The sequence below is a fragment of the Methanosarcina sp. UBA411 genome, from assembly GCF_002495725.1.
Lineage (GTDB): Archaea > Halobacteriota > Methanosarcinia > Methanosarcinales > Methanosarcinaceae > Methanosarcina.
Genome location: NZ_DAGK01000024.1, coordinates 134,855 through 160,700, shown reverse-complemented (window position 1 = coordinate 160,700; position 25,846 = coordinate 134,855). Strand labels below are relative to the sequence as shown.

26 protein-coding genes are annotated in these 25,846 nt (G+C 41.6%); 11 read left to right on the top strand and 15 right to left on the bottom strand.

All coding sequences use genetic code 11. The features are described from left to right. Window positions 1–77: 77 nt before the first annotated feature. Window positions 78–476, bottom strand: a complete 399-nt coding sequence (locus BP861_RS09305; protein WP_048105677.1) for a transcriptional regulator protein — start codon at window positions 474–476, stop codon at window positions 78–80. Window positions 477–1,564: 1,088 nt separating this feature from the next. Here BP861_RS09305 and BP861_RS09300 point away from each other — a divergent pair. Together BP861_RS09300 and BP861_RS09295 are read left to right on the top strand one after the other, a co-directional pair. Further along, window positions 1,565–1,993, top strand: coding sequence for a MarR family winged helix-turn-helix transcriptional regulator (locus BP861_RS09300; protein ID WP_292374644.1), 429 nt, complete (start codon window positions 1,565–1,567; stop codon window positions 1,991–1,993). Further along, window positions 1,990–3,390: an MATE family efflux transporter gene (locus BP861_RS09295; protein WP_292374643.1), complete on the top strand. Its 1,401-nt coding sequence runs from the start codon at window positions 1,990–1,992 to the stop codon at window positions 3,388–3,390. Before BP861_RS09300 ends, BP861_RS09295 begins: the two co-directional genes overlap by 4 nt. Window positions 3,391–3,653: 263 nt before the next feature. Here BP861_RS09295 and truD read toward each other — a convergent pair whose 3' ends face one another. The 6 genes from truD to nifS all read right to left on the bottom strand — a co-directional run bounded on the left by truD (window position 3,654) and on the right by nifS (window position 9,695). Continuing rightward, window positions 3,654–4,970, bottom strand: coding sequence for a tRNA pseudouridine(13) synthase TruD (gene truD / locus BP861_RS09290; RefSeq protein WP_292374642.1), 1,317 nt, complete (start codon window positions 4,968–4,970; stop codon window positions 3,654–3,656). A gap of 38 nt (window positions 4,971–5,008) precedes the next feature. Next, window positions 5,009–6,235, bottom strand: coding sequence for a transglutaminase-like domain-containing protein (locus tag BP861_RS09285; RefSeq protein WP_292374641.1), 1,227 nt, complete (start codon window positions 6,233–6,235; stop codon window positions 5,009–5,011). Between the two features lie 126 nt (window positions 6,236–6,361). Further along, window positions 6,362–6,709, bottom strand: a complete 348-nt coding sequence (gene pth2, locus BP861_RS09280) for a peptidyl-tRNA hydrolase Pth2 (RefSeq protein WP_292374640.1) — start codon at window positions 6,707–6,709, stop codon at window positions 6,362–6,364. A gap of 216 nt (window positions 6,710–6,925) precedes the next feature. After that, window positions 6,926–7,912, bottom strand: a complete 987-nt coding sequence (mptN, locus tag BP861_RS09275) for a tetrahydromethanopterin:alpha-L-glutamate ligase (RefSeq protein ID WP_292374639.1) — start codon at window positions 7,910–7,912, stop codon at window positions 6,926–6,928. A gap of 163 nt (window positions 7,913–8,075) precedes the next feature. Further along, the gene (nifU, locus tag BP861_RS09270) at window positions 8,076–8,465 is read right to left on the bottom strand and encodes a Fe-S cluster assembly scaffold protein NifU (RefSeq protein ID WP_292374638.1); all 390 of its coding nucleotides are present in this window, start codon (window positions 8,463–8,465) and stop codon (window positions 8,076–8,078) included. A gap of 39 nt (window positions 8,466–8,504) precedes the next feature. Next, the gene (gene nifS, locus BP861_RS09265; RefSeq protein ID WP_292374637.1) at window positions 8,505–9,695 is read right to left on the bottom strand and encodes a cysteine desulfurase NifS; all 1,191 of its coding nucleotides are present in this window, start codon (window positions 9,693–9,695) and stop codon (window positions 8,505–8,507) included. A 487-nt stretch (window positions 9,696–10,182) separates the two neighbouring features. Here nifS and BP861_RS09260 point away from each other — a divergent pair, with 487 nt between their 5' ends. The 3 genes from BP861_RS09260 to BP861_RS09250 all read left to right on the top strand — a co-directional run bounded on the left by BP861_RS09260 (window position 10,183) and on the right by BP861_RS09250 (window position 12,015). Then, the gene (locus BP861_RS09260) at window positions 10,183–10,374 is read left to right on the top strand and encodes a hypothetical protein (RefSeq protein ID WP_292374636.1); all 192 of its coding nucleotides are present in this window, start codon (window positions 10,183–10,185) and stop codon (window positions 10,372–10,374) included. Between the two features lie 445 nt (window positions 10,375–10,819). Next, window positions 10,820–11,296, top strand: coding sequence for a CidA/LrgA family protein (locus BP861_RS09255; RefSeq protein ID WP_292374635.1), 477 nt, complete (start codon window positions 10,820–10,822; stop codon window positions 11,294–11,296). Between the two features lie 2 nt (window positions 11,297–11,298). Next, window positions 11,299–12,015 (top strand): LrgB family protein, encoded by a 717-nt coding sequence (locus tag BP861_RS09250; RefSeq protein WP_292374634.1) that lies wholly within the window; start codon window positions 11,299–11,301, stop codon window positions 12,013–12,015. 99 nt (window positions 12,016–12,114) lie between these two features. On the opposite strand, the gene BP861_RS09245 is transcribed toward BP861_RS09250, so the two are convergent. Next, a complete protein-coding gene (locus BP861_RS09245; protein ID WP_292374633.1) occupies window positions 12,115–12,519 on the bottom strand; it encodes an FxsA family protein in 405 nt (134 codons plus the stop codon). A 509-nt stretch (window positions 12,520–13,028) separates the two neighbouring features. On the opposite strand from BP861_RS09245, the gene BP861_RS09240 reads away from it, so the two are divergent. Continuing rightward, the gene (locus BP861_RS09240; protein WP_292374631.1) at window positions 13,029–14,216 is read left to right on the top strand and encodes a tetratricopeptide repeat protein; all 1,188 of its coding nucleotides are present in this window, start codon (window positions 13,029–13,031) and stop codon (window positions 14,214–14,216) included. Window positions 14,217–14,437: 221 nt separating this feature from the next. On the opposite strand, the gene BP861_RS09235 is transcribed toward BP861_RS09240, so the two are convergent. Beyond that, a complete protein-coding gene (locus tag BP861_RS09235; RefSeq protein ID WP_292374629.1) occupies window positions 14,438–15,241 on the bottom strand; it encodes a serine/threonine protein phosphatase in 804 nt (267 codons plus the stop codon). Window positions 15,242–15,613: 372 nt separating this feature from the next. Between BP861_RS09235 and BP861_RS09230 the strand changes: the two genes are divergently transcribed. Further along, window positions 15,614–16,003 (top strand): hypothetical protein, encoded by a 390-nt coding sequence (locus tag BP861_RS09230; protein WP_292374627.1) that lies wholly within the window; start codon window positions 15,614–15,616, stop codon window positions 16,001–16,003. Between the two features lie 160 nt (window positions 16,004–16,163). Continuing rightward, the gene (locus BP861_RS09225) at window positions 16,164–17,213 is read left to right on the top strand and encodes a tetratricopeptide repeat protein (RefSeq protein ID WP_292374625.1); all 1,050 of its coding nucleotides are present in this window, start codon (window positions 16,164–16,166) and stop codon (window positions 17,211–17,213) included. 22 nt (window positions 17,214–17,235) lie between these two features. Here BP861_RS09225 and BP861_RS09220 read toward each other — a convergent pair whose 3' ends face one another. Beyond that, window positions 17,236–17,961, bottom strand: a complete 726-nt coding sequence (locus BP861_RS09220; RefSeq protein ID WP_292374623.1) for a DUF434 domain-containing protein — start codon at window positions 17,959–17,961, stop codon at window positions 17,236–17,238. A gap of 196 nt (window positions 17,962–18,157) precedes the next feature. Between BP861_RS09220 and ala the strand changes: the two genes are divergently transcribed. Both ala and BP861_RS09210 read left to right on the top strand, forming a co-directional pair. Further along, a complete protein-coding gene (ala, locus tag BP861_RS09215) occupies window positions 18,158–19,138 on the top strand; it encodes an alanine dehydrogenase (protein WP_292374621.1) in 981 nt (326 codons plus the stop codon). A 508-nt stretch (window positions 19,139–19,646) separates the two neighbouring features. Continuing rightward, a complete protein-coding gene (locus BP861_RS09210) occupies window positions 19,647–20,384 on the top strand; it encodes a metallophosphoesterase family protein (protein WP_292374706.1) in 738 nt (245 codons plus the stop codon). A 64-nt stretch (window positions 20,385–20,448) separates the two neighbouring features. Here BP861_RS09210 and BP861_RS09205 read toward each other — a convergent pair whose 3' ends face one another. Next, complete coding sequence (locus tag BP861_RS09205; protein ID WP_292374619.1) at window positions 20,449–21,384, bottom strand: metallophosphoesterase family protein; 936 nt, start codon at window positions 21,382–21,384, stop codon at window positions 20,449–20,451. Between the two features lie 225 nt (window positions 21,385–21,609). Next, entirely contained in the window at window positions 21,610–22,323 is a 714-nt protein-coding gene (locus BP861_RS09200) for a phosphoribosyltransferase (RefSeq protein WP_292374617.1), read from the bottom strand. Between the two features lie 302 nt (window positions 22,324–22,625). Between BP861_RS09200 and BP861_RS09195 the strand changes: the two genes are divergently transcribed. Further along, window positions 22,626–23,561, top strand: a complete 936-nt coding sequence (locus BP861_RS09195; RefSeq protein ID WP_292374615.1) for a hypothetical protein — start codon at window positions 22,626–22,628, stop codon at window positions 23,559–23,561. A 179-nt stretch (window positions 23,562–23,740) separates the two neighbouring features. On the opposite strand, the gene BP861_RS09190 is transcribed toward BP861_RS09195, so the two are convergent. The 3 genes from BP861_RS09190 to BP861_RS09180 form a co-directional block, all read right to left on the bottom strand. Continuing rightward, window positions 23,741–24,175 (bottom strand): superoxide dismutase family protein, encoded by a 435-nt coding sequence (locus BP861_RS09190; protein WP_292374704.1) that lies wholly within the window; start codon window positions 24,173–24,175, stop codon window positions 23,741–23,743. A 484-nt stretch (window positions 24,176–24,659) separates the two neighbouring features. Next, window positions 24,660–25,550: a thiamine pyrophosphate-dependent enzyme gene (locus BP861_RS09185; RefSeq protein ID WP_292374613.1), complete on the bottom strand. Its 891-nt coding sequence runs from the start codon at window positions 25,548–25,550 to the stop codon at window positions 24,660–24,662. 2 nt (window positions 25,551–25,552) lie between these two features. Continuing rightward, window positions 25,553–25,678, bottom strand: coding sequence for a hypothetical protein (locus BP861_RS09180; protein WP_292374611.1), 126 nt, complete (start codon window positions 25,676–25,678; stop codon window positions 25,553–25,555). Window positions 25,679–25,846: the final 168 nt, after the last annotated feature.

Here is a 25,846-nt window from a genome sequence, read left to right as displayed (position 1 = left end):
GGATTTTTACTTCCATAATGGTCGAATTCCAGAGAAGAATTGTCAGCCATTATGGAGTAAATTTAGTTTGAGGGTCTTTACTTTGTGGGAGTAAGAGGCACCTTTTTACTCATAACCTTCAGCTTCTTAATTGCTGAGATGGTCGCCTGAGATTCTTTGTATATTTTGTCTTCGTAATAACTGATGATCTCGTCAACTGGAGCTGCAAGAGCATAGATTTTTATTGGGCGTCCTTTCCCAGGTTTCTTTTCCGAACGAACGCTAACCCAGGACTGGTTGCGCATCAGTCTCATTGCAAGACTTACTTCGGGTTGTCTTAATCCTGTACTGATTTCTATTTCACGGGATGAAGCCTCGTCAACATTCATAAGATATGCCATAGTTGTAGCGACATTTCTGGACATTCCAAGGTTTCTTAACGTTTCAATAAAAATGTGGTCGTTTTCGTCCAGCACTTTTACTTCATAGTCTTTCATGATAACCCCTTCATACTTTTAATTTAATAGATATGTTTGTCAGTTAAAAAATATTAAGATGATTATTTTTAGACCTTTAAAGAATACTTTTATAATTATCTTTCAAAACTGACAACAATTGCTAAATATATACACTGTTGATATATTTATACGGTAACCTGTTTCGTTTTGAAATTTTAAAGTTAATAAAAAAACGTTTTTACGTGATATAGCGGATTGTTTCCGTTTTAAGTCCAACAACCGGTTATTAAAAACAAACAGCTTATGTTCATAACCGACTACTAGAGCCCCGTTTTATGAGATTGATGGGAAGGGCTTTACAGATTGATCAATTAAACCTGTATACGTATATAATTAGAAGGTTATTCATCTCCAACAATTAATAATGTACTCATACTATTTAAAGTTGTATATATTAAAAAGGAATTGAAAAACTTTCAATTAGCCTTGACATGAGCCACTTTATGAAAATATTGACATAAAAAATGCATTCTAATATCTTTATTCAAATAAAAAATTTCATGCGTCATAGTAAAAATATTATAATTCTACTGATTAATAATTTGGATCTAGGTTTCAGGGGAAGAGTCTGTAGACTTGTAAGCAAAATTATAAAGTATTTGACAGTTTTGCTTCATATTATACAACTGTCTAGAAGAGTCTGTAGACTTGTAAGCAAAATTATAAAGTATAGCAAAGGAAACAGTTTTCTCACAAATCGTCAGATTTGGAGGGCTGGGCAGTTAACTTGAATTGTCTTCTTAGAGAAATAGTTGATATTTAAGAAAAATATTTGAATTTAATTTTCCCAATAGGATTATTAGTTTCCTACATCTGAATGAAAATGTAAATTTCCAATATATTCTTGAATTCCACTTTACCTATATTTCGTAGATGTCATATAACTATAAGATTTCAATCTTGAAGAGAGAGTTTTTTGATACACTGTTTCCTGCAGAACCTGTCCTGGAATGAAGAAGCGAATTTTCAATTCTATTTTTTAGCCGAAGAATATTTTATATATTAATCGACTAACAAGTTAGTTAGCCTAACTAAATATCTTGAATTTCATTTTATGGAGAGCGAAAATGGAAATTTCCAAGTTTCTTGAAAAAATGGATCATTATTATCAAAAAAATCTAAAAGAACATGAATTTTTAGAAGAATACAGTGATATCACCTACAACATCTTCCTCTACCTAAGGAAAATTAATTCCCTGGGCAATCCCACAATATCCGAACTGGCAAAGGCTATGGAGGTCAGCAAACCTTCTGCCAGCAACATGGTTTCTAAAATGGTGGATAAAGGCCTGCTGAAAACAAAGGCTTCCCCGAAGGACGGAAGGGCTTGTTTGCTCGAGCTTACTGATAAAGGAAAAAGGGTCATTGAAATCGAAAGTTGGGCTGATATGAAGTTTATTGAAAAGATCCGGGAAATTCTGGATGAAGAAGAATTTGGGGTTCTGGAAAGAATCTTTGAGAAAATCGCTTCTGGACTCGAAGAGGAAAAAGCATGATTAATGAACAGGAAATGAGGTATGGAAGCATCGGAAAGCTTTTTCTGAAATTCGCTCTACCGGCAACTATTGGATTTATTGTTGCTGGAATCCAGGGAGTCATTGACGGTTTCTTTATCGGGAATGCGGTGGGCAGCCAGGGGCTTGCAGGAGTGACTCTTGCATTTCCTGCACTTATAGCCATAGTTGCAGTAGGCCATATGATTGGGATCGGGACTTCAAGTCTTGTGGCTCTGGCCCGTGGGAGAGGCGATCTTCAGGAAGCCCTCAGGCTTGTACATAATGCTTTTCCCCTGCTCTTACTTGCAGGAATAGGGCTTACTGCCTTCGGGTTGGCTTTTTCGGACTCTTATCTCCGCCTGCTGGGAGCTTCCGGCACGGCCTTTGCAATGGCAAATGCTTATCTCCGTGTCCTTTTTGCAGGTTCGGTATTTATGCTCCTGGCAATTGCCCTTGATCCACTTGTTCGAAACGACGGAAAACCAGGATTTGCCATGATATGTCTGGTTGTGGGTGTTCTCATAAATCTCGGTCTTGACTACATCTTTGTTATGCGCATGGGAATGGGAGTCACAGGGGCTGCCGTAGCCACGGTAATCGCTTTTTCCATTTCCGGAATACTTCTGTCACTCTACCTTTTCAGCAGGTGGGCCGGACTGAGGCTAAATCACCGGGCTTTCTGCCTGGAGCCGAGAACTATTATCAGGATCATGAAAATAGGTCTCCCCTCCTTTGCAATGCAGTTTTCAACCTTCTTCCTACTCTTTACTAACAATTACATGCTGCTCAGATACGGCTCGGAACTTGCGGTTTCAGGCTACGGTATCATAGGTTACGTCTTCTCGATCTTTTCCCTGATCTTTGAAGGAATCGCAGTCGGCACCCAGCCAATTATTGGTTTCAATTATGGGGCCCGCTGTTACTCCAGGGTTGCCGGGACCCTGAAGATGGCTTTCATCTCTTGCCTCGGGACCGGAGCAGCCGGGTTCCTGTTCCTCTCAATATTTCCAGAACAGGTTATCCATATCTTCAACCACGACAGCCCCGAACTCCTGGAAATTACCCTTAACGGTATGGAGATTTTCATGTTTTCCCTCCTTGCCCAGGGGACGGTTATGCTCGGTTCAGTGTATTTCCAGTCCATAAACAAGGTCAGATCCGCTCTTTTCATCCAGCTCGGAAAAGTTTTTCTCTTCCTCCTTCCCTTGCTCTTGATTTTACCTCCCTTACTTGGCCTTAATGGTGTCTGGCTCGCAACCCCGGCTGCGGAATTCCTGATTTTAATAGTCGTATTGGGCTTGCTCTGGCAGGAGTTTGGTTTTTTCAGAAGTAGAAAACCTGTAAGTGAAGAAGGTCATTGCCCTGCTTCTGAGAGTGCATTAACTCCCAACAACTAAAATGAACCAATGCTCCCGAGAACACTACCGTCAGAAATCCCTGCATAAAGTAGTTAAGGACAACGGTGCCAAGGGGGCAAAAACTACATCATCCTTTTTGAGGTCATAATAGCCCACTATTTCCATTGTGAGCATTGAGGGTACAACAAGTTTTGGGAAACTGATAGCTTCCCGAACTAAAATGAATAGATAGCTGCCTTTAACAACCCGTTTTTCCTACGGACAAATTCTTTTCCAATCCGGCTTGCTAGAGTTATCGGCTCTTAACTCATCTGCAGAGGATCTACCTTCATGTACTCTCGGAGTACGGTTGTTGCGTAACTTCCCTTTGGCAGCATGAATTCAAGCACAGCCTTTGACTTTCCAGGGTTCAGTTCATCATCTTCAACCTCAAATTTTGGTTCAACCTGTAGAATAACTTCCCTGCGAATGCCTTTAGAACTCATTTCAGGAATTTTTTCTATATTGAAACCCTGCAGAGGAACTTTAAATTCATCGAGAACTGCCTGTTCGATCTCTCCCGGAATACCAGAAGCAAACTCCGTATTATATCCCGGAAGGGGGGCGGTTATGAAGGCCCGGTTTCTTTTAATCAGGCGGTTCATGGCATTTACGGTTTCTGCTGTGACTTTTTCGGTCTTTGAAGAATCCGGCAGGCCAAGCTCATTCTTGAAACAGACAATATCGCCTTCTACAGCTTCGTCTAAGGGGAGTCCCTTCTCGATTCGTCTACACAGAATTGTATTATATATATAGGACTGGTAGCCATGCACAAACATTCTGTAGAGGTTTTTCGGGAGAACAAGAAAAGCGCCTGCAAAGTCGTCCGGGTTTGCTATCAGGTGGTTCATCATTGCTCTTTCATGCCCAAGGCGGAGAGGATATGTTTTTAATCCTTCTTTGAAGTCGCGAGTCTCTTTAACGAACTGGCGGGCTTCCTTTGTTTCTTCCGGCTCATCTGGGAAGGGTTCGGCGATATAGAGCAAGGCAGCTTTTTCAAAATCTCCTTCAACAATAGCTTTTCCTACCAGATGTGTAACAGGGCGTACAGAGCCGAAGCGCTGTATCCCGAAGAAATTCGGGACGCCGCCCTGAGCCAGGATCTCATTTGTAGTCTTTTCAAGCAGTTTGTCTGTTTCCTCCCGCGAATGGGTTATATTTCGGACGGTAATTCTGAAATCGTTCCCCCACAGGTCTCCGAGTTCAACGGACTTTCGGGAGCGGCCCAGGACTTTCAGCTCTATGTCTTTTAAATGGATCTTCTCAATTTCCAGGGTGTCAATATCAAAAATGCTGATTTTCTGAGTGGTAAGTGCACGTTTGTCCTTTGTGCCTGCAACGCTGATTCTCTTCTGACTTATCTGGAGGATTTTTGCGAGAGTCCGGGTCAGGTGATGTGTATCCCAGTCGCGTTTTACGAGTTCAAGAATAAGGTATTTCCCTTCTTGCCCTTCCTTTCGGTTCGTAATCTCTCTAACAATAAAATCTTCCACTTCCTGGCGAAGCTGCCCTCCTAGGCCGTCAGTATCTGTGGAGTAAAGATTTATTCCGATCTGTTTTTCAATTTCCGGCACCTGCATGGGTTAAAAACACTCCTCTATTACATATATGGTGAAAATTATAAAGGCCATCTGGGGTTGATATCTATAGCCTTTATTTCGCTCGTGTTTACGAAAGTCCAACTTCTGCATGCTTCATTTCCTTCAGCGGCTTTAACTCTTGCCTGGGCAGTTTTTCCAGGAAGTCCACCTGCATAAAGGCTTGAAGTCGGGTCGAGCATAAGCCAGGAACCGTATTCATCGGTCAGGTAATTCACATCAACGTTTCCGTAATATGCCCTGACCCCTTCGACTGCAGCATTTGTCACATCGGTTCCATTGCCAATGTAAACCGCTGAAAAGGCATGGCTGTTGGTCAGGTAAACTCTGGTTGTGCCTCCTACAGCTTCGAGCATGGACGAAAGGAGAATTGCCTGGTCTTCACAGTCTCCGGCTCCTATTCTTAGAGTCACGTTGGCAGGCTCCCAGATGTCATTACCTCTAGGATCGCTGACATATTCTATTTTCTCATTTACCATGTCAAAGAGGGCACATACCTGATAAATATTATATGCTCCTGGATATGAACGAGCCACCTGGGCTGCCTTACTCCTTACATCAGGCTCGGCTGGCTCCACAAGTCTATTTATGGTTTCAAAGTAAGATGAGGGATTGTATCGGTACACAGGATTCGATTTTTCTGGCATTGGCTTCAGGTTTACAGTGAAGTTTTTAAGGGGATATGGTCCGTAGTCGTGCCATTTTCCTTCTGAGGTCGAGGCAAGCAACCAGAGGATAATATTGAAATTGGCTCTTTCTTCTTCAGGGATCTGAACTGCAATTACTCCGAGATTCTGCTCTTCACCGGGATTGATCAAAACTCCGCAGTCCTCTGAATAAATTAGGTTTTCGGAAGCATTAACTGAAACCCCGTACCTATCAATAAATATTGGGTTTCGCCCTTCATTTTTTATGCTGATTTTAACATAGCCCATTCCTCCCTGGAAAAATTCTGAAGTCTGATAGTTGCTGTTCAGGGAAAAACCAGGCTGCAATGGAGTTCTCAAGATGGGAGTTAGTTCGCTTTCTCTGGGGGAATATGTGGGTGTTGCCGGGAAAGTAAATGAAGTCGGTTCAGGTGTAAAAGCGCCATTCTTGCTTCCGGAACCCAGGCCTAAGGATATATAATCTGTTACCTCATCTCTAAAATTCTCTATAGAATCCGAAGCGGTGAGTGCTGCGAGTACAAGGCATACGCATAAAACAGCAATTATTGAGGCTGCCTCTTTTCCTCCTGAATTCTTCATGATCTCCTCCTGAATTGAACACAGACAGAACCTCTTTCCTAATCGGAGGAGCTATCGTTTAGATAGCCTCGGCTCGGTTTAATTTTAGTGCAGTTTTCCCAAACATGGTTTTCAGGTTCCTCGCACTTAAACAAGTTTAAGGTCCCGCGTAATTTTATCTATAAGCTCTTCTTTTGCCGGCCCTATTCCGAGGACTGTAACCGTTCCCGGAGGAATTTCAGTAAGTCCTGCATCCTGTATAAGAGCAGTAGGTAACCCTTCCCTTCTTGCCTTTTCCTTAAGCTCATAAAGGTCCTTAAGGGTAGGGACTTTGAGGACAATTTTTTTCTGCCCGCCTTCCTTCCATTTTTCAAGATCACTTTTGCTTGCCCACTCGGCAGCAGAAATGGCAGCATGAGCTACCTGTACTGCAAACTTACCTTTGGAAAGCTTCAGGTCATCCCGGGTAACTATACACTGTTTATATTCACTCATCTTTTGCCTCGGGCTTATTGAAGGTCAGTCTGTTTCTTAAATGTTTTCGATGATAATCTCCGAACTTTTTTCATATCCCAATTTTTATATTTATTTCCAATTATCTGTATTTTGATCGATCCGGGCCCAAATATTATAATATTAAGCAATTTTAGAAATCTACAAATTCGAATCGATATATTGCTGATATTATGACCAACATCATTTATAATTATTTCATAAGGTATTTTGGATATGTTCTATGATATAATCTGCAGGATTTATTCCCCAGGCATCAAAAATACCTTTTCCTGAAGGTGTTCCATTAACTTCAAGAATTTTAGGTCTTCCCTCAGTTTGGCTGGAATTAAACTCAATTTCATTATTAAGATCTCCAGTCAACCCTTCTATAATATCAACACCAGCAAAAGTTGTGCTTACTGCCAAGGCAGCCTTTTCAGCAAGCTCTTTTTGTTCTTTTGTGAGCACACACCGATCTGCATTTCCTCCCTGACTCAGGTTATTGACCCAGGAGCCGGATGCTGCCTTGCGATAAATTGCTCCAATAGCCTTACCACCAACGACAAAAGCTCTGATATCTCTTCCCGGATTCTCTATGAACTCCTGGATATACAGCATACCTCTTTCTTGAAGCAGCTTATTGAGAGTTGTTTCCAGGGACGATGGTTCTACTTTTTTATCTGAAAACTGGACTTCACCATTCTTTACTCTTGCAATATCCTTTCCTTTATATCCAAAAACGGGCTTTATGACGGCATCTCCAAATCTTGATATTGCCTTTAGAGCTGCTTCGAAATCCTGCACGGCTACGGTTTCAGGTACAGGCAGTCCGGCTTTTGCCAGAAGATAAGAAGCATGGTATTTATTTGCGGCATTCCGGATAGCTTCAGGGGAATTGACGACAGGAACCCCTTCGTCTTCCAGTTCACGCAGGATATCAAACCTGAAAGATACCCCTTCGAAAGTCCCTGCACCTGCATCTCTTACAATTATCGCGTCAAGGTCAGAGAGCTTTATATCCCCTACTTTGAAGACTGTAGCTGATTTCTCAGCTTTTGATTCCTCCGCTGCCGAATTTATGCTGACCTCTGCAGCCCTGAGATCCAGAACAAAAGGAGAAAAACCTTTTTTTCTCGCTGCGTCAGTAAGTGCTCTGGTTGTCCAGTCCTCCGGGTCAGTGATGACAATCCCTATTTTTTTCATAGAGCATCATCGGGAGAATACCAGATCAAGTTTGCGATAAAGAAGTACAAAAATATGGAATGCAGGAGATTAAAGGCTTTTGATGACCTTATTATGAGAATACTTAATAAGGTAACAGGCGTTTCGGTAAGCCCGGAGGTTAGTATCTTCTATTATTCTTTGATCAGGTCTGCTCAGGAAGGGCATCAAGACCCTGTTTTTTTCGGTATTCATTTATTGCGCTGTGGATTGCTTCTCTGGAAAGAACTGAACACTCTAGCTTGCCTGGAGGCAATCCTTCAAGAGCCTCAGCGACTGCCTCGTTTGTAAGCTCCCAGGCTTCTTTGAGGGTCTTTCCTTTTATCAGTTCAGTTGCCATGCTACTGGATGCGATTGCTGCCGCACAACCGAAAGTCTTGAACTTGGCATCTTCAACTCTATTGTCCCGAATTTTCAGGAAAATTTTCATGTGGTCCCCATGTGGGTTTCCTGCTTCCCCAACGCCATCAGCATCTTCAATTTCCCCTACATTTCTCGGATTCATGAAGTGATCCATGACTTTTTTATTGTACACAAAACTCCCCCAATTCTCACATTCCTGTACATTTTCAATTTATTTTTTACATGCAGTTTCAGGTTTATAGAAAGGAGACATAGCTCTAAGCTTTTCAACGGTTTCAGGCAAGACCTCAAGTACATAATCAATATCTTCTTCGGAATTTTCATCCCCAAGGGTCAGGCGAAGAGAACCCTGAGCTATTTCTGGAGGCAATCCTATTGCCCTGAGTACATGTGAGGGATCTAGAGAACCTGACGAGCAGGCACTGCCTGTAGAACTGCAGATCCCCATCGCGTCAAGCATGAGAAGAAGGGACTCACCTTCAATGTACTCAAAACTGAAGTTCAAGTTATCCGAAAGGCGCTTTTCGGGATGCCCGTTAAGCCTACAACTAGGAATTTCCAGGATTCCGGCAAGTAGACGGTCTCTCATTTTTCTCATTTTCACATTGTGCTCCTCAAGCATTGGTGTTGCGAGTTCTATCGCCTTTCCCAATCCCACAATACCTGCAACATTCTCTGTTCCAGCTCGTTTGTTGCGTTCCTGGCCGCCTCCATGCATATAGTTGTCGATTTCTGTTCCTTCTCGTAGATATAGTGCTCCTACTCCCTTAGGTCCGTAAAACTTATGGGAGGAAAGGGAAAGCATATCTACATTCCTGTCTTTCTTTTCCATATTGAGGGAAATCTTACCTATTACCTGTACGGCATCGGTATGAAAAGGAATCCCATATTCTTTTGCAATCTTACCTATCTCAGGAATTGGCTCTATTGTCCCTATCTCATTATTTGCATACATCACCGATATTAGGATGGTATCTTCCCTGATTGCGGCCTCCACTTCTGCCGGATCTACAAGTCCGTACCTGTCCACAGGCAGATAGGTCACATCAAAACCTTGAGTTTCCAGATACTCACAGGGATAAAGCACGGCATGATGTTCGATCGGCGTGGTAATGATATGTTTTCCTTTCTTCCTTCTGGCAAAAGCTGTTCCCTTGATAGCCCAGTTGTCGGACTCAGTTCCTCCAGAGGTGAAATATATTTCCTCAGGATTAGCTCCCAAAGCCTTTGCAAGCTGCTCACGGGCGTTTTCCACTGCCTCTTTACCTTCTCTCCCTATTGAGTACAGAGAAGAAGGGTTTCCGAAATGTTTTTTCAAAAAAGGCAGCATAGCTTCAATGACTTCAGGTTTCGTGAAGGTGGTGGCTGCGTGGTCCATGTAAACAAAGCGCTTTTCTCTCATCAGAACCCCCTATGAAAATAGGGTTTTGCTCAATATGAATTTATTGCATTCGCTTTCTGAAGTTTCCACTTACTGGAATTTTTTAATCACAAGATTTTTTTAATATTTTCATTCCTCTTTAGGAAGCCCTGGCTTTTCAATGTAAACGATTTTTTATTATAATAAATATTGAAGATCCTTATCCTGACTTTTCTGGCATTTTAATGATTTTGAATCACCTTAAGGTTCTTGAACAATCTTACTATTTTTGAATTATGATGATCCTATATTACTAATGGTGCTATTTATAAGTCTATTTTATATAATAACCAACATATTTATAAATAAAGTTCTGAATCTAAACGCTAAGTATTATGTCACCTGGTAATGGGTAGCATCGGGTATAACATCTACGACAATCTCTGCTGGAGAGCTGACCTATCACAGTTGATTCTTTCAGGAATATACTGGATCTGGAGAACTTGTCGAATCATTACCTGGAGGAAGGATGATTTGTGTGGGTCATTATATTGTAAGGATTCGCACCGATATATGGGATCGGCTGCGTGACCTTCAACGCCTCTACGGCCTTGATGTCTTTGGCCAGACGGCAAAGCAGCTTGCTGACGGTTCATTTGAGATCCAGGGAGTACTCCCGGACGAGATGATTGAATATCTGTCCAGAAAGGATACCAGATAGAGATTCTTGCCGATGCTGAGGAGATAGTAAGAGAGCGCGCGAAGGGTGTGGTCGGTCCTGGTTCACAGCCCGGAAACCGGGTAGACCAGTAATATTTATTACTTACGTAGCTGAACTGAAAAACCAATAGCATTAAACCTTTAAAGATCTAAAACGCAAATTCAAACAACAAGTGCTTATTGTACTTGATTTTGTACCTCAAATACGTAAGTCCTAAAAATGAGTAAGTCTTGAAAATGCATAAGCCCTAACAGTAATGAGTAAAACAATTACGGTTAACAGACTGGGCAGCACTCCTGCTCTCACAATATTTCTTTCACTTTTTTGAATAACAGGTAAACTCATTTTCATCGAATACGGGAATACAAGATAATCTGATAAACCGAAAATTAGATATATGAGGTTTTTGTAGTCCCATTTCTATCTAGTGGAGGAAAATATAAATTTGTTAAAGCAATTTTCAATAATTCTGAGCATATATTTCCTAGGAGAAATAATACAGAAAGCTTCAGGAATACCAATTCCAGGCAACGTAATAGGAATGCTCATCCTGTTCTTCGGTCTGTATACAGGCATAATTAAACTCAATCTTATTGGTAAAATAAGTGAGTTTTTGCTTGATAACCTGGCTTTTTTCTTTCTTCCCGCAGGCATTAGCCTTATAACTTGTTTTACCCTGCTTGAAGGAAAATTGACTGTGATTATTGTAGTTTCCCTTATCTCTACCGTGGTAACAATGGCTGTGACAGGACTTACAGTGGAACTTGTTAAAAAGTTCCTCGCGAGAAAGCCTGCAAAGGCAGCCTGCTGCATAGAAAACGGGGGCAATAAAGGCAGTAAAAGCAATAGCAATAAGAGCCGATCTGGAATCAACACAAAAAGAATGCATACCTGCGAGAAAAGAGCAGAAGAGGAGAGTTGAAGGTGAAGATAGAATTTTTGAACGAATTTCTCAACACGCCCCTGTTTGGAATCTTACTCTCTTTGATAAGTTTCCAGATAGGTACCCTGCTGTATAAAAAGACCCGTCTCTCTATCCTTAATCCTCTTCTTGTGGCATCGATACTCGTGATTACTTTCCTCCTCTATTTCGGAGTTGATTTTGAGACTTACAACCGTGGAGGAGATTACATCTCATTCTTTCTCGGACCGGCTACTGTAGTTCTTGCTGTTCCTCTATACAGGAAAATCCGGTTGTTGAAAAGTAATGCCCTTCCTATCCTTGCTGGGATTATTGTAGGCTGCACAGCCGGGATTTCAAGTATTCTTATGCTATCCAACCTTTTAGGGCTTGATGAGGTCATAAGCCGATCCCTCGCCCCAAAATCCGTAACAACTCCCATCGGAATAGAAATCTCAAAACAGATAGGTGGCTTGCCTGCATTAACAGTAGCCGCAATCGTATTTACCGGGATCGCAGGAGCTATCTTGGGTCCGTTTATATGTCGCTGCTTCCGGATAAAAGACAAAGTTGCAGTCGGTGTTGCAATCGGCACTGCCTCACACGCACTTGGGACAACAAGGGCAATAGAACTTGGAGAAACCGAAGGTGCAATGAGCGGGCTTGCAATAGGTATTGCAGGCTTGCTTACGGTTTTTCTGGTTCCTTTGCTTTTTTACATTTTCGGACTTATATCTTAAACGGCAAATGGCTGATCTTAAACAATTGAATTCCAGTTTCAGGTGCAAATACTACTCTAATACTACTTTTTTACCAATGTTTTTTTGGATTTTTTCAGGTTATCGGAAATTCGTGTACATTCTCATCTGCCACTGACCATTCTGTATTCTTTTTCTTATAATTCCTTTCGCCATTGCCACATAGATTTCCCTTATCTGCGGTATAAGCATAGAGAACCCTATTATATCAGACAGGAAGCCCGGAGTTAGAAGGGCAAAGCTTCCAACTAATACAAAGAATCCGTGCAGGAGCTCGTTCCCTGGCATGTATCCCCTGCTTGTTGCTTCCTGGATCTCGCGGAGTACGCGAAAACCCTGAGATTTTGCAAGGTAAGCGCCCAGACTTGCGGTTATCAGGATAATAAGTACAGTGTTTAGGGCTCCGATCATTCCCCCGATCTTAATGAGCAAATAAAGCTCAATAATGGGGATAATCAGGAAAACCGAGAAGAGTTTAAAAAACATGCTGATCATTTTCAGAATTTTGAATTATTATAGTACTGATATGTACTTAATAACAAATATCAATAAACATTATTAATAGTTAAAGTACGTTTTTAAGTCTTACATTAAGAAGCTACTACTTTTCTTATATCTTTTGTTAAACTTCAACATTATCTTCTTTTCCGTTGAAGATATTAATCCTTCAATTTTTATATATTTATTTTTCTTGATTTTTCCTTTAACAAATCTACTTTTATTCTGCAAACTTCGCTTTGTCAGGAAAGTGTTGTTGCTTTAAGCAGGCAATTTTTTTATTTAGCGATACAAGAGGATAGTCTGTTATATGATTGGTATAATACACTATGTTCATAATATAACGCACGATCCATAAAACTAATATTATACTCGAGATTTTACGCACTACTCACTCACTAATATATTCTATTAAATGTAAAATATACTCCGGATGTTACAAAGATAGTTTCATTTATCCCCTAAAAAAACATTTACTTTTCTGAGGTGCCGGGTATATGGACTTTGATGTAGTTGACGAGTTTGTATATAGTATTATTGGATTTACAGGATCCGATCAGAAAAATCTGTGTTCTGCAGTTGATTTCGCTTTGGATCTTGCGGAAAAAAGCTCACTTTCCCCCAACATCTTGCTTGATCTTTCAAATGCTTGCAAGCAACAGAAAATGATCACGGAAGAATATGTTCTCGCAAAAGCCTGTTCACTACGGGCCTCTGGAAAACTCCGTGAAGACGCCTGTTTTGCGCTAGGTATTGCAGCGCATGTTCTGGGCTTTTCCCTAGAAGCTGAGGCAAGCTATCTGGAAGCTCTAAAAGAAAATCCAGATAACGGAGATGTAAGGTGTGCCTATGCCGAGCTACTTTTAGAACTCGGAAGGTCTGAGGATGCTGAGAAGGAATTTAAAAGAGTACTTGAAGCCTCTCCAGAGCATGTAAAGGCGAACACAGGATATGCTTACCTCCTGACTGAGTACGGGTATGTAAGGGAGGCAGAAGAGTGCTACTCAAGGGCGCTTACGGCAGATTCTGACTATGTTCCTGCGAGAGGCGGGTACGCAAACCTGCTCTTCGAACTGGGAAGGCTCAGGGAAGCGGAAAAGGAATACAGGCTTGCAATAGGACTGGATTCTGAAGACCCCAGCCTCCATCACAACTGCGGGGTTTTACTTTCCTTCCTAGGGCGTTACTCAGAAGCTGAAGATGAGTACAGAAAAGCTCTTTCTCTTAATCCGAGACATAGGCGGACTCTTTTTAACTACGGAAATCTCCTTGCAAGAGAAGGCAGAGTTTCTGAAGCCGAAGCGCAGTACATGGAAGCTCTTGCTCTTGATCAGAATGATGCAAAAGTCCATTCCAATTATGCAAATCTTCTGGCTCGTTTTGGAAGGAGGTATGAAGCTGAAATGGAATACAAGAAAGCGCTCAGTCTAGACCCTGAGAGTGCGGAGGGACACTACAGTTACGGAAATCTCCTTTCAGAGATCGGGCGCTTCTCAGAAGCCCAGGACCAGTATGAGAAGGCTCTTGTCTTGAATCCGTATTATCCTCCTCTTCATTACAGTTACGGCCTTCTTATGAGAAAGATGGGGCGCTTTAACGAAGCCAAAAAGGAATACACAAAGGCCATGCAGCTAGATCCGGATATAGGAAGCAAAATGACAGAAACCTGGATCATAATGGACTAGATTAATGTTAGAAACTTTACCTAATATATCCCTATCTTATTTTCTGATCAAAAACATCCAACCCCGGCATTTTCTTTTCTACTTTTGATTAATTCTCTGTATGGGCTGACATATTCGGAACATACTAAAGTAGAGTTTTTCGTAGATCTTAACGGTTTAACAGGAGTCAACTTTGTCTTAGAATAAGCTTTCTTTCTGAGTAAGCTTTTATCTTATCAATGCTAATTTCCGAAGATGAACAATTTAATCTCTTTCTTTTCGAATAGCGCAAAAGCTGCCGTATTTCCGAGTCCCACGTAATCAGGACAGGAAAAAAGAGAGAGTAGTTTTCCATCAAACCACCACTTATATCCGTTTTCAAGGGCGGTGTGGCCTCTAATAATCCTTTTCAGGTTATTTGTCTCTAAAAAGCCATCCACAATATCTGGCCCGAATTCTTTTACAGTCGAACCTCGGATTGAAGCGGTAAGTCCGGGACGTTTCGAAGGGTCATTCCAGAGATATGGAAAGGCAAAGGCTTCTTCCTTCCTGATACTATCAATGCTACCGGCTCCGTTAATTCCTCCATGTACGCAAAAGGTGTGCCCCGAAAGTACCGTAGCTATAGGCATTTTATCGTACGTTCGGCTGATTCTCAAGAGAAACTCCTGATCTAAACCTATTTCCTCAAAAAAACCGTAGTAGAGATTCATGTCCACAGTTTCGTGGTTTCCCCTTAGAAGAAATATATGGTCAGGATCTTCAAGTTTCAATCGGAAAAGCCTTATAAGGACTTCTGTACCTTGCGGTCCTCTGTCTACGTAATCCCCGAGAAAAAGAACATTCTTACAATTCAGTTCTTTCCTTTTTCCTATTACGAATTCAAGGGCCTGCGAATCTCCATGAATATCTCCAATAATCATTACCGGATCGGCGTCAATTCGAAGCACGGCAGGTTCTGCCTCCAAAACGCGGTCTATTCTAGGGAGAAGAAGAAGCAGTTCTTCCTTTGCGGCAGTTTTCCTGGAGACCTTTTCTGATACCATGGACTCACCCCTGTTCAAGGCCCTCTTTGGGAGCCAATTTCAATTTTTCTATATGGATTGATAGGGAAGCTAATCTGAAAATGTTCTTTGTATACAGGGAATTTTTACGCGATAAATATTTCCAGGGTCTCAGAGAGAAACTTTCCACTACCCATATATGCCTTCTGATTCTGAATTTTTCGTTTTTGAAGGCAGGCTTATAAATTCCAAAGTATAAAATCAAGTATTATGAACTTAGTAGTCTAGGCAATTAGAAATCCAGATAATCAAAAAGCCAGGCAATAAGTATTCCAGGCAATTAAAATTCCCAAAAATTTGATTGAGTCATAAAATAAATAAAATTTTTATCCGTTATATATGGGAGGCATATTCTTGGAACTTGATATCAATGAGCAAGATCCTGAAGACATGGATCTTACTGATGTTGTGCTTGAATACGATGACATTGTCTCTGCAATCTCAGTTCTCGAAAAGCGCAGAGATGAGCTAAGAACGCGTATCCTCAATGCCCTGACGGAAAAAGACATCGATGTACTGAGAATAGGAGATGTGGAACTCAGGCGGCAGAAGGTTGAGTGGAAGCTCTGGCGTATCAACAAGTTAAAAGCGTATCTTATGAAAAAAGATCTCTGGGATGTAGTCGAATCAGTTGACAGGAAAACTCTTAGCAAACTGATAGAAAAAGGAATCCTTACTGAAGAGGAGCTTCAAGGTACATATGACGTAGAAACACGTTACAGTTTACATGTAAAAAGGGCCTGAATAAACTAGATTTCTTATTTTTTCTAAATTTTAGCTATCAATTTTTTCTATATTGTACAGAATTTATCTTGAGGTTTTTATTAATACAGTTTTACAGCCAACTATTTATATCCAGTTGAGTAACCTCTCTTTATAGGTAAATTTCAGGAGGTTTTTAAGCATGGAGATTGATGCTGTAGACAAGCTGGTTTTTCGTGTAATCGAACAGGTTGCAGCTGATAACTGTGACTTTGATAAGGTCATTGAGTTTGTCGTTTCCTTCTCAGATGAGCATTCGCTTTCCCAGGAAACCCTGCTGAAACTTTCATCTATTTTTGGTAAAAACTCTATGTACAGGGAGAAGTATGTTATTTCCAGAGCCTGTGCTTCGCTCTTCTCAGGAAAAGCCCGGGAAGACGCCCTTATGGAGGCAGGAAAAATAGCTTTTCTACTGGGTTTTAATGAACTTGCTCTACGGGAATTCAAAGAAACACTTGAGCAGAATCCCCAAAATGTCGAGGCACTTTGTGGGTGTGGAAAGGTTCTGGCTAGAGAGGGAAAAAACGATGCTGCACAGGTTCAGTACGAAAAGGCATTGGAATTCAATCCTTTCCACGTCGATACGCTTTGCAACTATGGCTGCCTTCTTTTCAAGCTCAAAAAACTGTATGAGGCCGAAGAAGTATATAGCAGAGCTTTGATTATTGATCGGAATAATGTAAGCGCCCACTGCGGCTACGGGACTTTACTTTCAAAACTTGGGCAAACAGTCGAAGCAAGCTATCACTATACTCGAGCTCTTGAGCTTGACCCTGACCATGTGGAATCCAATTTTCGCTATGCTCGTCTCCTTGAAGAAAATGGAGAACCTCTTGACGCCGAGAAGCACTACATAGTAGCCCTCAAAGCTGATCCTGAAGATCCACGTCCACATCTTTTCTATGCCCGTTTGCTTGCAGAACATGGGTTTATTCACGGGGCAAGGATACACTTCAGGTATGCTCTTAAACTGAAACCTGAGGATGTTGAAGCTCATTGCGAATATGCTAGGCTGCTAGCTAGGTTCGGGCACAGGCATGAAGCTGAAGTCCAGTACAAAAAAGCCCTTGAGCTTGATCCCGGACATTTCAAGACCCTGAGCGGGTATGCGGATTTGCTAAAAGAAAAAGGGCAGTACGCAGATGCCGAAGAAATTTACAGGCAGGTTGGGTTCTTTAAACGGAGTGCCTAATAATTGAGTGTCTAGTGACCGATTAGTACAGCCTGATCGGTTCAATCCCCGTTTTTTCCATCAGACAGGCAGGGATATCGAGTACCTCAAGAACCGAATCTACAATAATTCCATCAGAAGTTGCCACAACTATTTTCTTTTCCGAGTTTCCCCCTTCCGTTTTCAGCTCGAAATCCGCAATTTTTGAGGTTTTTGCCTCGCCTGGAATCCCATATTCTTTCATTTTGTGGCGGATGAAACCTGCAAGCTCCCCGCTCCGGCTGATCTGGACGTCAAGGAGAAAAACGACTGATTTTGGACCTGTTTCGGAAAGAAATTTGAGGACTGCGTTGAGGGCTTCCTCTATATCTTCGGCCTGTTTTGCCTTGCTGAAATAGTAGCGCGTGTCTCTTATGTACCCGTCATCGCAGAACCACATGGTCTCTTTTTTTAGCAGACTATCCACACTCAGCAGAACATTGTACCCGTCAAGGAGAAGATCTCTATCTTTTATGCATTCACAGGCTACTTTTTTATTTATCCTGGAAACTATCTTGTTCGGAGGCATAATCACCCTTGTAAGAATGTGTCGTTCTTCCAGGCTGAGCTGGAAGTGGTCAGCCACGAAGCGAATGGTCGAAAACTTGGGATAGCCCCATCTGAGTATGCTCCGAATATCCCGTGCAGGTTTGAGTAATTTTTCTTTGAGTAATTCATCTTTCAGACAGGAACCGGAAAAATTAGTTGAATTTACATGCGGATCTCTCATTAGCGATTTTCTCCTTTTAGGAAGGGAGTTCTTTAAATGAGTGAAGATATGTTATATATACATATTTACGTAAATAAAAACAATAATATGATCTCAGGCCGTCGGTTTGCCTCTTTGGTTTTATTCCGGTTCTATTCAGTTTTATCTTGATGTTCAGCTGTGGGCCAGCTCACGGTTCCGGCTGGAGGGTTATATTATGGAAATATTATGGCTGACTCAGGAAGAAGTAACAAGTGTTATTGATATGAATTCTGATATGCAGGTCGTGGAAAGGGCTTTCAGGCAGCATGGCCTTGGCAAGGTCCAGATGCCTCCCAAATCCTACCTTTACTATACGGCCTATAACGGAGACCTGCGGACAATGCCTGCATATCTTGAAGATGAGAATATTACTGGCGTGAAAATTGTAAACGTCCATCCCGGAAACCCTTCTCGGGGACTTCCCACGGTAATGGCACTTATTGTCCTGATCTCCCCGGAAACAGGTGCTCCTGTAGCAATTATGGATGGAACCTACCTGACCGATGTCAGAACTGGCGCTGCAGGGGGGATTGCCGCAAAATACCTTGCAAGAAAGGATTCAAAGGTTATAGGCCTTGTTGGAGCCGGAAACCAGGCAAAGACCCAACTTGAAGCTCTCTGTGAAGTTTTTGAGCCCGAACTGGTAAGAATTACTTCCAGGACAAAAGAGAGCTCTGAAAAATTTATCCGGGAAATGGCAGATGTTACCCCATGTGAAATCCGTTATGAAGAAAGCATTGAGAAGGTTTGTGATTGCGATATCCTTATTACGACCACTCCTACAAGAAAACCTATCGTAAAAGCCCAGTGGATAAAAGAAGGCACTCACATTAATGCGATAGGAGCTGATGCGGTAGGAAAAGAAGAACTTGACCCTGAACTTTTAATTCGATCCAAGATAATTGTGGATGATATTGTCCAGGCCCTTCATTCCGGAGAAGTAAATGTTCCTCTATCCAAACACTACATCTCGGAAAATGATATTCATGCCGAGCTCGGTGAAGTGATTGTAGGCCTGAAGCCTGGCAGGACAAGTGAAGAAGAAATTACAATTTTCGATTCAACAGGCCTTGCTATTCAGGATGTTGCAAGCGCGCATCTGGTTTATGAGAGAGCTATAGGTAAAGGGCTCGGCAAGCAAGTTCTTATGTTTTGAAACGCAAGCCATTTCAAAAAATTGCTTGCCTGCAAGCCTTTTGAGATAATGTTTGAGCGCAAACCTTTTTTAAAAAAGTTTGATCGAAAATCCCCAAGTAGCGGTGTGATCAACCGGCGAAACGGTTACGGTTAAGTAGTCTATTTTTAAAAGTTTAAGTCTTTCTGCCTACCCATTTTGGTATTTTTGTGACAATGTGATGACATGGAGTCTGTCGCAAGCCTGACTAATGGGAGAAAATGGGCTGAAATGGACTATGTAATTCTCGAGTAATTAAGGTTTTGTAATTTTTTATAATCATTTTCTATGAACAATAATTAAATACATATTTATAGTGCCCAAAAGGGTTTTGAGATATAATCTTCCTTTTTTAATGAATTATAATTAGATACTGTCAAATATGTAGGTTTTATGAGATACCTATATATATTGGTACCGAACTACTGGGCTCTGAGTATAAAAAATTCTACTCATACTACAAATTAAGAAATAAGAGGAAGAAAAAATTATACAGATTGTACATCTTTCAGATCTTCATTATTCAGAAGCGTATTTTGTTCCAGAGATTGCAGAATCTATGGTTGACAGCATAAATCAGCTGAAACCTAATCTTGTCGTGATTACAGGCGACCTGACTGAAAATGGGTTTTCAGCGGAATATGAGGGAGTAAAGCAGTTTATTGACAGGATTGAATGTGAAAACAAGATTCTTGTCCCGGGCAACCATGATTCGAAAAATGCAGGGTATGTTCATTTTGAAGATCTTTTCACTGATCGGTACTTTTCGCGGAATTTCAAGAATATCACAGTAGTCGGGGCTGACTCTTCACAGCCTGACCGTGATGAAGGACATGTAGGAAGAGAGAACTATGGTTGGATTAAAGAAGCTTTTTCAGGGGATGATTTCAAGGTCTTTGCCCTGCACCACCATCTTGTTCCTATCCCTCTGGCAGGCAGGGAAAATACTGTCCTTGTAGATGCAGGAGACGTCCTTGACCTTCTAAACCGCTGTAAGGTGAATCTAGTCCTTTGTGGGCACTGCCACATTCCCTGGGTCTGGAACCTCAATAACATGCTTGTAGTAAATGCAGGTACCTTCTGTTCTTCCAAAACCAGGGGAAAGACCACACAGTGTTACAACCTGATCCAGGCAGAAAATGAAGCCTCAGACGGAAACTGGAAAGTCCGGGTATCCAGAATCTTTCCAAAAGGAAATCTGGAACTGGTCACTGAAACAGTAATGTAAGACTCTCCGGGGTTACTAAAACCCCTCTGATCAGGGAAGATATATGTTAGTGCGGGTTACTACTTTATTCCAACTGAAAGCTATCCTTCGTGACCCATATTGGGTCACTTGATCCATTCCAGGCTTTCCATTCAATATTTACCTTATCTCTATCTACTGTAACTAGTGAATATCCATAATCTACCTGATTATGATACTCAAGCTTAAACCTAGAGTTTTCTTTGCCTTTTGAAGGGTCCCACTCTGCAAAGGGTGCCCCGCCTGACCCACTAATTACCTGGTAGATTTCGTTGCCTGAGTCGTCCTGTATGCGCGCCCTGTTATAGAAGTGATCATGGCCGCAGAAATAGACCTGACCTCCGGCATCACCTATACTATTCCAGAACTCATCCCGATTTTCAGGATAAACTTCCAGACAATCTTTGTGGTTAACCCTGAACGCGGGTTCATGGCCAAAAAAGAAGATATGCTGCTGGCTGTTATTTTTCAACTGACTGTTATTTTTCAACTGACTGTCGACCCATTCCTGATTTACCTTATGAGTGTGATGATCGGCATACTCATCGATCCCTATAAAGAAAGCATTCTTATGGATAAAACTATAGGTAAGATCTTTTTCACCCTTGGGGCCATTGTCGGGGTTATCGGCACCAAAAGCCTGAAAATAGGCATCTTTAAACGCGGGATCAATAGAGTCTCCAGATTCATGGTTGCCGCGAACTGTATAGACTTTGATTCTTGCATTATATACCGGACTCATTGCAGTTTTCCAGTTTTCAAATTGTTTCTCTGTAGAGAGATTATTGTCCTTTGAATACCCGTTGATCAGATCTCCAGGAATCAAAACAAGGTCACAGCCATTTTCAACAATATCTTTAGCCATAGCTTTTAGAACAATATCGTTTACGCCCGTGTTACTGTATTCGCTACCACCCCTAGTATCACAAATTACAGCGAAAGTCCAGGGTTCCTCTTCATTTAATTTTGGCTGAAAATCCAAACTCCATAAAAAGCAAGAAGAGAACTCAGTACAAAAAAGATCACCAACAATAGTCTATTGTGTTTCATATCGACACACTTTTGGATTTATCTGTCGTGATGCAGACTTTTTAAAAATATCTCTCGATTGCAGAATATCGATATACAAACAATATTTATTTTCCTGATTTTATTTAATATTCCTATCTTTATGGACTAGATTTTTGATTCAAAAGAGTCAGAAATTTTATATTTTAGATCTCAAACGCCACCTCAGTTTATCCCTTTTAAGGCATTCGATTTCTCCCCTTTCGGCCAAATCATCCAGAATTTCAAGTAGCTCTGTTTCTCCAATCTCTATTTCATATCTGTCCTTGAATTCATCTATGATTGCAGAAAGGTTCAGCGTCCTGTCTCCAAGAACTTTTTCTGTAAATCCTGCCAGGTCCTCATACCTCGCCCATGGGTAAATGACCCAACGCCATTTGAGAATTTTCTGGGCGTAAAAATCAGGTGTGTAAGCCGAGCAGATCTTATGCTGGAGCACTGCAGTCCTGACACTTGCCGGATTAAGGCTCAGGGCGTAATCCACTGCAAGCTTGAGTGTCTCACCGGTATCGGTAATATCATCGATAATCAAAATCTTTTTTCCGGTTATATCCACAGGAATAGGGAACTTTAGCCTTGTCTCTTCCCGCATGTCTGCAGCTCTTGTGTAATGCTCGATCTTCATTGAGGTAAGATCATTGAAGAGTAAAAAATCGGAAACTAGCCTTCCAGGTACATAACCCCCTCTACCGATAGCGACAATCAAGTCAGGCATATAACAAGAAGTTTTGATTTTTCGGGCAAGGATCCTGGAAAGCCGCAAAACTTCCTTAAAGCTTACAAGCTCACACTTGAATGAGTCCTTCTCTGCCTGGCATCGGGATTGTTGAGACGGAGTTTTTCTTTCCTGCATCAGATAAAGCTCCTTCCTCCTGTTGTTTAATAGCCTTCAAGTAATGCGAATTGACAGATGCCTAGAAAAGGAAACTAACTATCCTTTTCTAGTGAGTTTGTCAATTTTATCTAACGAGTTTATCAATTTAATGTCTTATTAATCCGTCTGAACTCACTGGCTGCTTGAAGATACTTGAATCAGAAAATAGTTAATCAAGAGTCTTTTAAAAAGGTATATGATAAAGTATCTGAAAAATAGTGTGCAAGAAATATGGAAGCTGGAACAAACGAGAGTAAAAGAATTTATGAGAAGAGCTTTAAATGATCTTCTTGCGAGCTTTTGATAGGAATTATACCGACCGAAAAGAAGTGTCTTATACCATGCTTTCTAAGGAAGAGGAAAAAGTGGTGAGTTCAGGGTTTAATTCTATTAATGATGGATTTGACGATGGAGTGAACCAGGCCCTTAACTTTCTAACCGAAATCGGCACAGTCTATCTAAATGAGAGAAAGGAGCTAGAAGCCGATAAAATAGTTGGTTCCATAAAGGAGATTGGAAAGGCTACTGCTCTCCGGGGAATGGAGAATGTCGCAGTCAACGCTATCCGCGCCCTTGAAAAACTGCTGGAACGTTCCATGGAGCTAAATATGCAGGGTACAACTGTCCGGGTGTTGCTTTCATTTGGAGCGATAGAAAAAACGGCTGCTGAACAGCAAATGGAAGTAGTAGCTAGGCTAGCGGCCTCAGTGCTCGGGAAAAGTGGGAATACAGCAGCTCTCTATAATAAGGAAAGAGAAACCATAGCAGTTGTAATCGGGCTTGGAGAAATTGGAAAATCGGTTTCCAAGATGAAGTTTCCTGATCTTTCGGAAAATACGGCAATATGTATCTCATGTCTTGGTGATGTGGGAAAACTTACGGCTCAGAAAAGCCTTGAAGAGGCTGCAGTGGGAGTAGAACTCATGCTTCAGGAGATGGCTGCCGCAGCCATGCAGGAAAATCTCCAGAATACGGTAAGAAGTATCGCAAGTTCTATTGAAGAAATTGGGAAAAAAGCTGAGGAAGAAAACATGGAATATGCCGTTGTCCAGGCAGCTTCCGCCCTCCAGGCTATTGTAAGCAATGCAGGAAGCAAATATCTGAACGATGTCTCAATCGCAGCTAAGCTAGCCCTTGAATCTTTCAATGAGCTTGACATAATAAATGACGAAGCTAACATAAAAAAGATAGAAGCAATAAGGGAAATGATGAGATAACTTTGGGCTGATTCTAAATAAAGAATCTTGAGTTCTAAATAGACCCAATAGAATGTTAAGTTACTCTTGAAATCCCTTATCTAATTTGGTTCTTGTTTCTTTAAATATTCACTGCGCAGTTGGTGACCTCGGTGCTTATCGACTCATTCAGCAGCTTTTTTTCGAGGGTAAATGAAAAGTTATTTTTTCTCAATGACTCCACAGACGATCCGAGCGCCGCTGTTGCCGGCAGGATTTGTCATCTGGTCGTCAGGACCAGCATGGATAATCAGTGAAGTGCCGTTGGCTGTAAATAGAGTGGTTGGCCCGGGTGATAGTGTCACAAGTTTAGTGGTGACATTCATATGTCCTTTCCCATCCTTGCCCACTTCGAGGTTTGGCAAATCTCCAGCATGAGGGCCTTTTGGGTTATTGAGCCCATGTTCTTTACTCAGTGGGTTATAGTGTCCGCCAGCAGAAGTAAACGACGGCCCAATGCAATCACCTTTTTCGTGAATGTGGATACCATGTAATCCCGGCGTTAGACCACGCACATCTACGTTGATCCGGACAAGGCCGCTGGCATCCTCGGTAAATGTGGCCAGCCCCACAGTATTGCCCTTTGTGTCCTTCATGACAGCTATGGCATTATCTGTTATGGTATTATCTTTGGCACTTTCACTGGCATAGACCGTAGTTGAAAATACCAGCATCGCCGAGATGGTCATTAGTAATATTAACCCATATTTCATAAGCTAATTCCCCCAAAAATGACAATTTGGTTTAAAAGAACTTTCCTGTCAAAACCATGGACGAAACGGATACAGATCCCCCAATCTGTGACAGATCTATTGAATCTCTTTTCCCGACATCCGTATGTGTTCCGTCTCCGTTCCAACTCCGGCATAACACTTGTAGTCATCTATACTGTTTAAATGTCGGAAGTCGTCAGTTCGAAGAATATCGGTAAACATACATCTAAGGCAAAGATGCTTAGATATTATAAAAATGCTATTATAATACTACTATTATATTGTACTGTCTCAAATCAGTCCTTAAAATCTATAGTTTAATTTCATGCTTGTTCCTTTGGATTTCATCAAAGTTCGAAGTGTTTACTCACTGAAGTCCAAAGTGCTTTATGTTCCAGTCTGCAGTAGCCTGGATCTTTTTTATTTCTTCTTCTCCTCCTTCCATAGTAAAAAGATGTTTAAACCTTTTCTGAATTCTTAGGTATTCCTCAACCGGTCTGGGATCCTTAACCTTTCTTACCTGGGTAATTTCTCCATTTTCCATCTCGTACATTGGCCAAAGGCAAGTTTCAACTGCGAGTTTTGCGATCTCCAGAGTCTTTGAAGTATCAAAGCCCCATCCCGTTGTACAGGGAGCATGGGCATGAATATAAGTTGGACCCACGATTTCGGTCGCTTTCTTGACTTTACGCATCATATCCCTTGGGAAACCTATAGAGGTTGTTGCAACATAAGGAGAACCATGAGCTGCCATGATGGCAGGCATATTCTTTTTGGGGAAAGGGTTTCCAAAGGAGAATTTTCCGACTGGAGTAGTTGTGGTGCTTGCATCAAAAGGAGTTCCACTGCTACGCTGGGCACCTGTATTCATATAGGCCTCGTTGTCCATACAGACATAGGTAAAGTCGTGACCCCGTTCAAACGCCCCTGAAATTGCCCCGAAGCCTATATCCATCGTAGCGCCGTCGCCTGCGATAACTATAATCTTAGTATCTTTCTTTTTGCCAAGGGCTTTTAAGCCAGCATCGATACCTGAAGCCACTGCAGCTCCGTTTTCGAAAAGGGAGTGGATCCAGGGAACCTGCCATGAAGTCAAAGGAAAAGGTGTGCTTGTAACTTCCAGACAGCCTGTCGGGTTAACAATAATACTATCGGGACCTGCTCCCATGAGTGTAAATTTTGCAGCAAAAACGTCACAACAGCCCGGACAGGCGCTGTGTCCAGATGTGATATATGTTTTCGGTGCAGTTCTACCCATTGTTATGCCTCCTTAAGGTCAAGGAAGCGATTTTTAACTCGAATTGCTGATTTTTCAATTTCCTTAGACTCTTTAATCTTCTTGCATTTTCTCAATAACTTTTCAATGTTCGTTGAGTTATTTCCCATGTGTCTAACCTCCGCAATCTGTATTGTATCCAGTTATCAGTACACGGATCTTAATGGTATAGGTATGAGGAATTTTCATCAAATGAAAACCGGGAATTTTTCATCAAAAAGAAAGATAAATTAAAAGAATAACAAGAAGAGGTCCAAAGGCGCTAATCCTTTCACTGT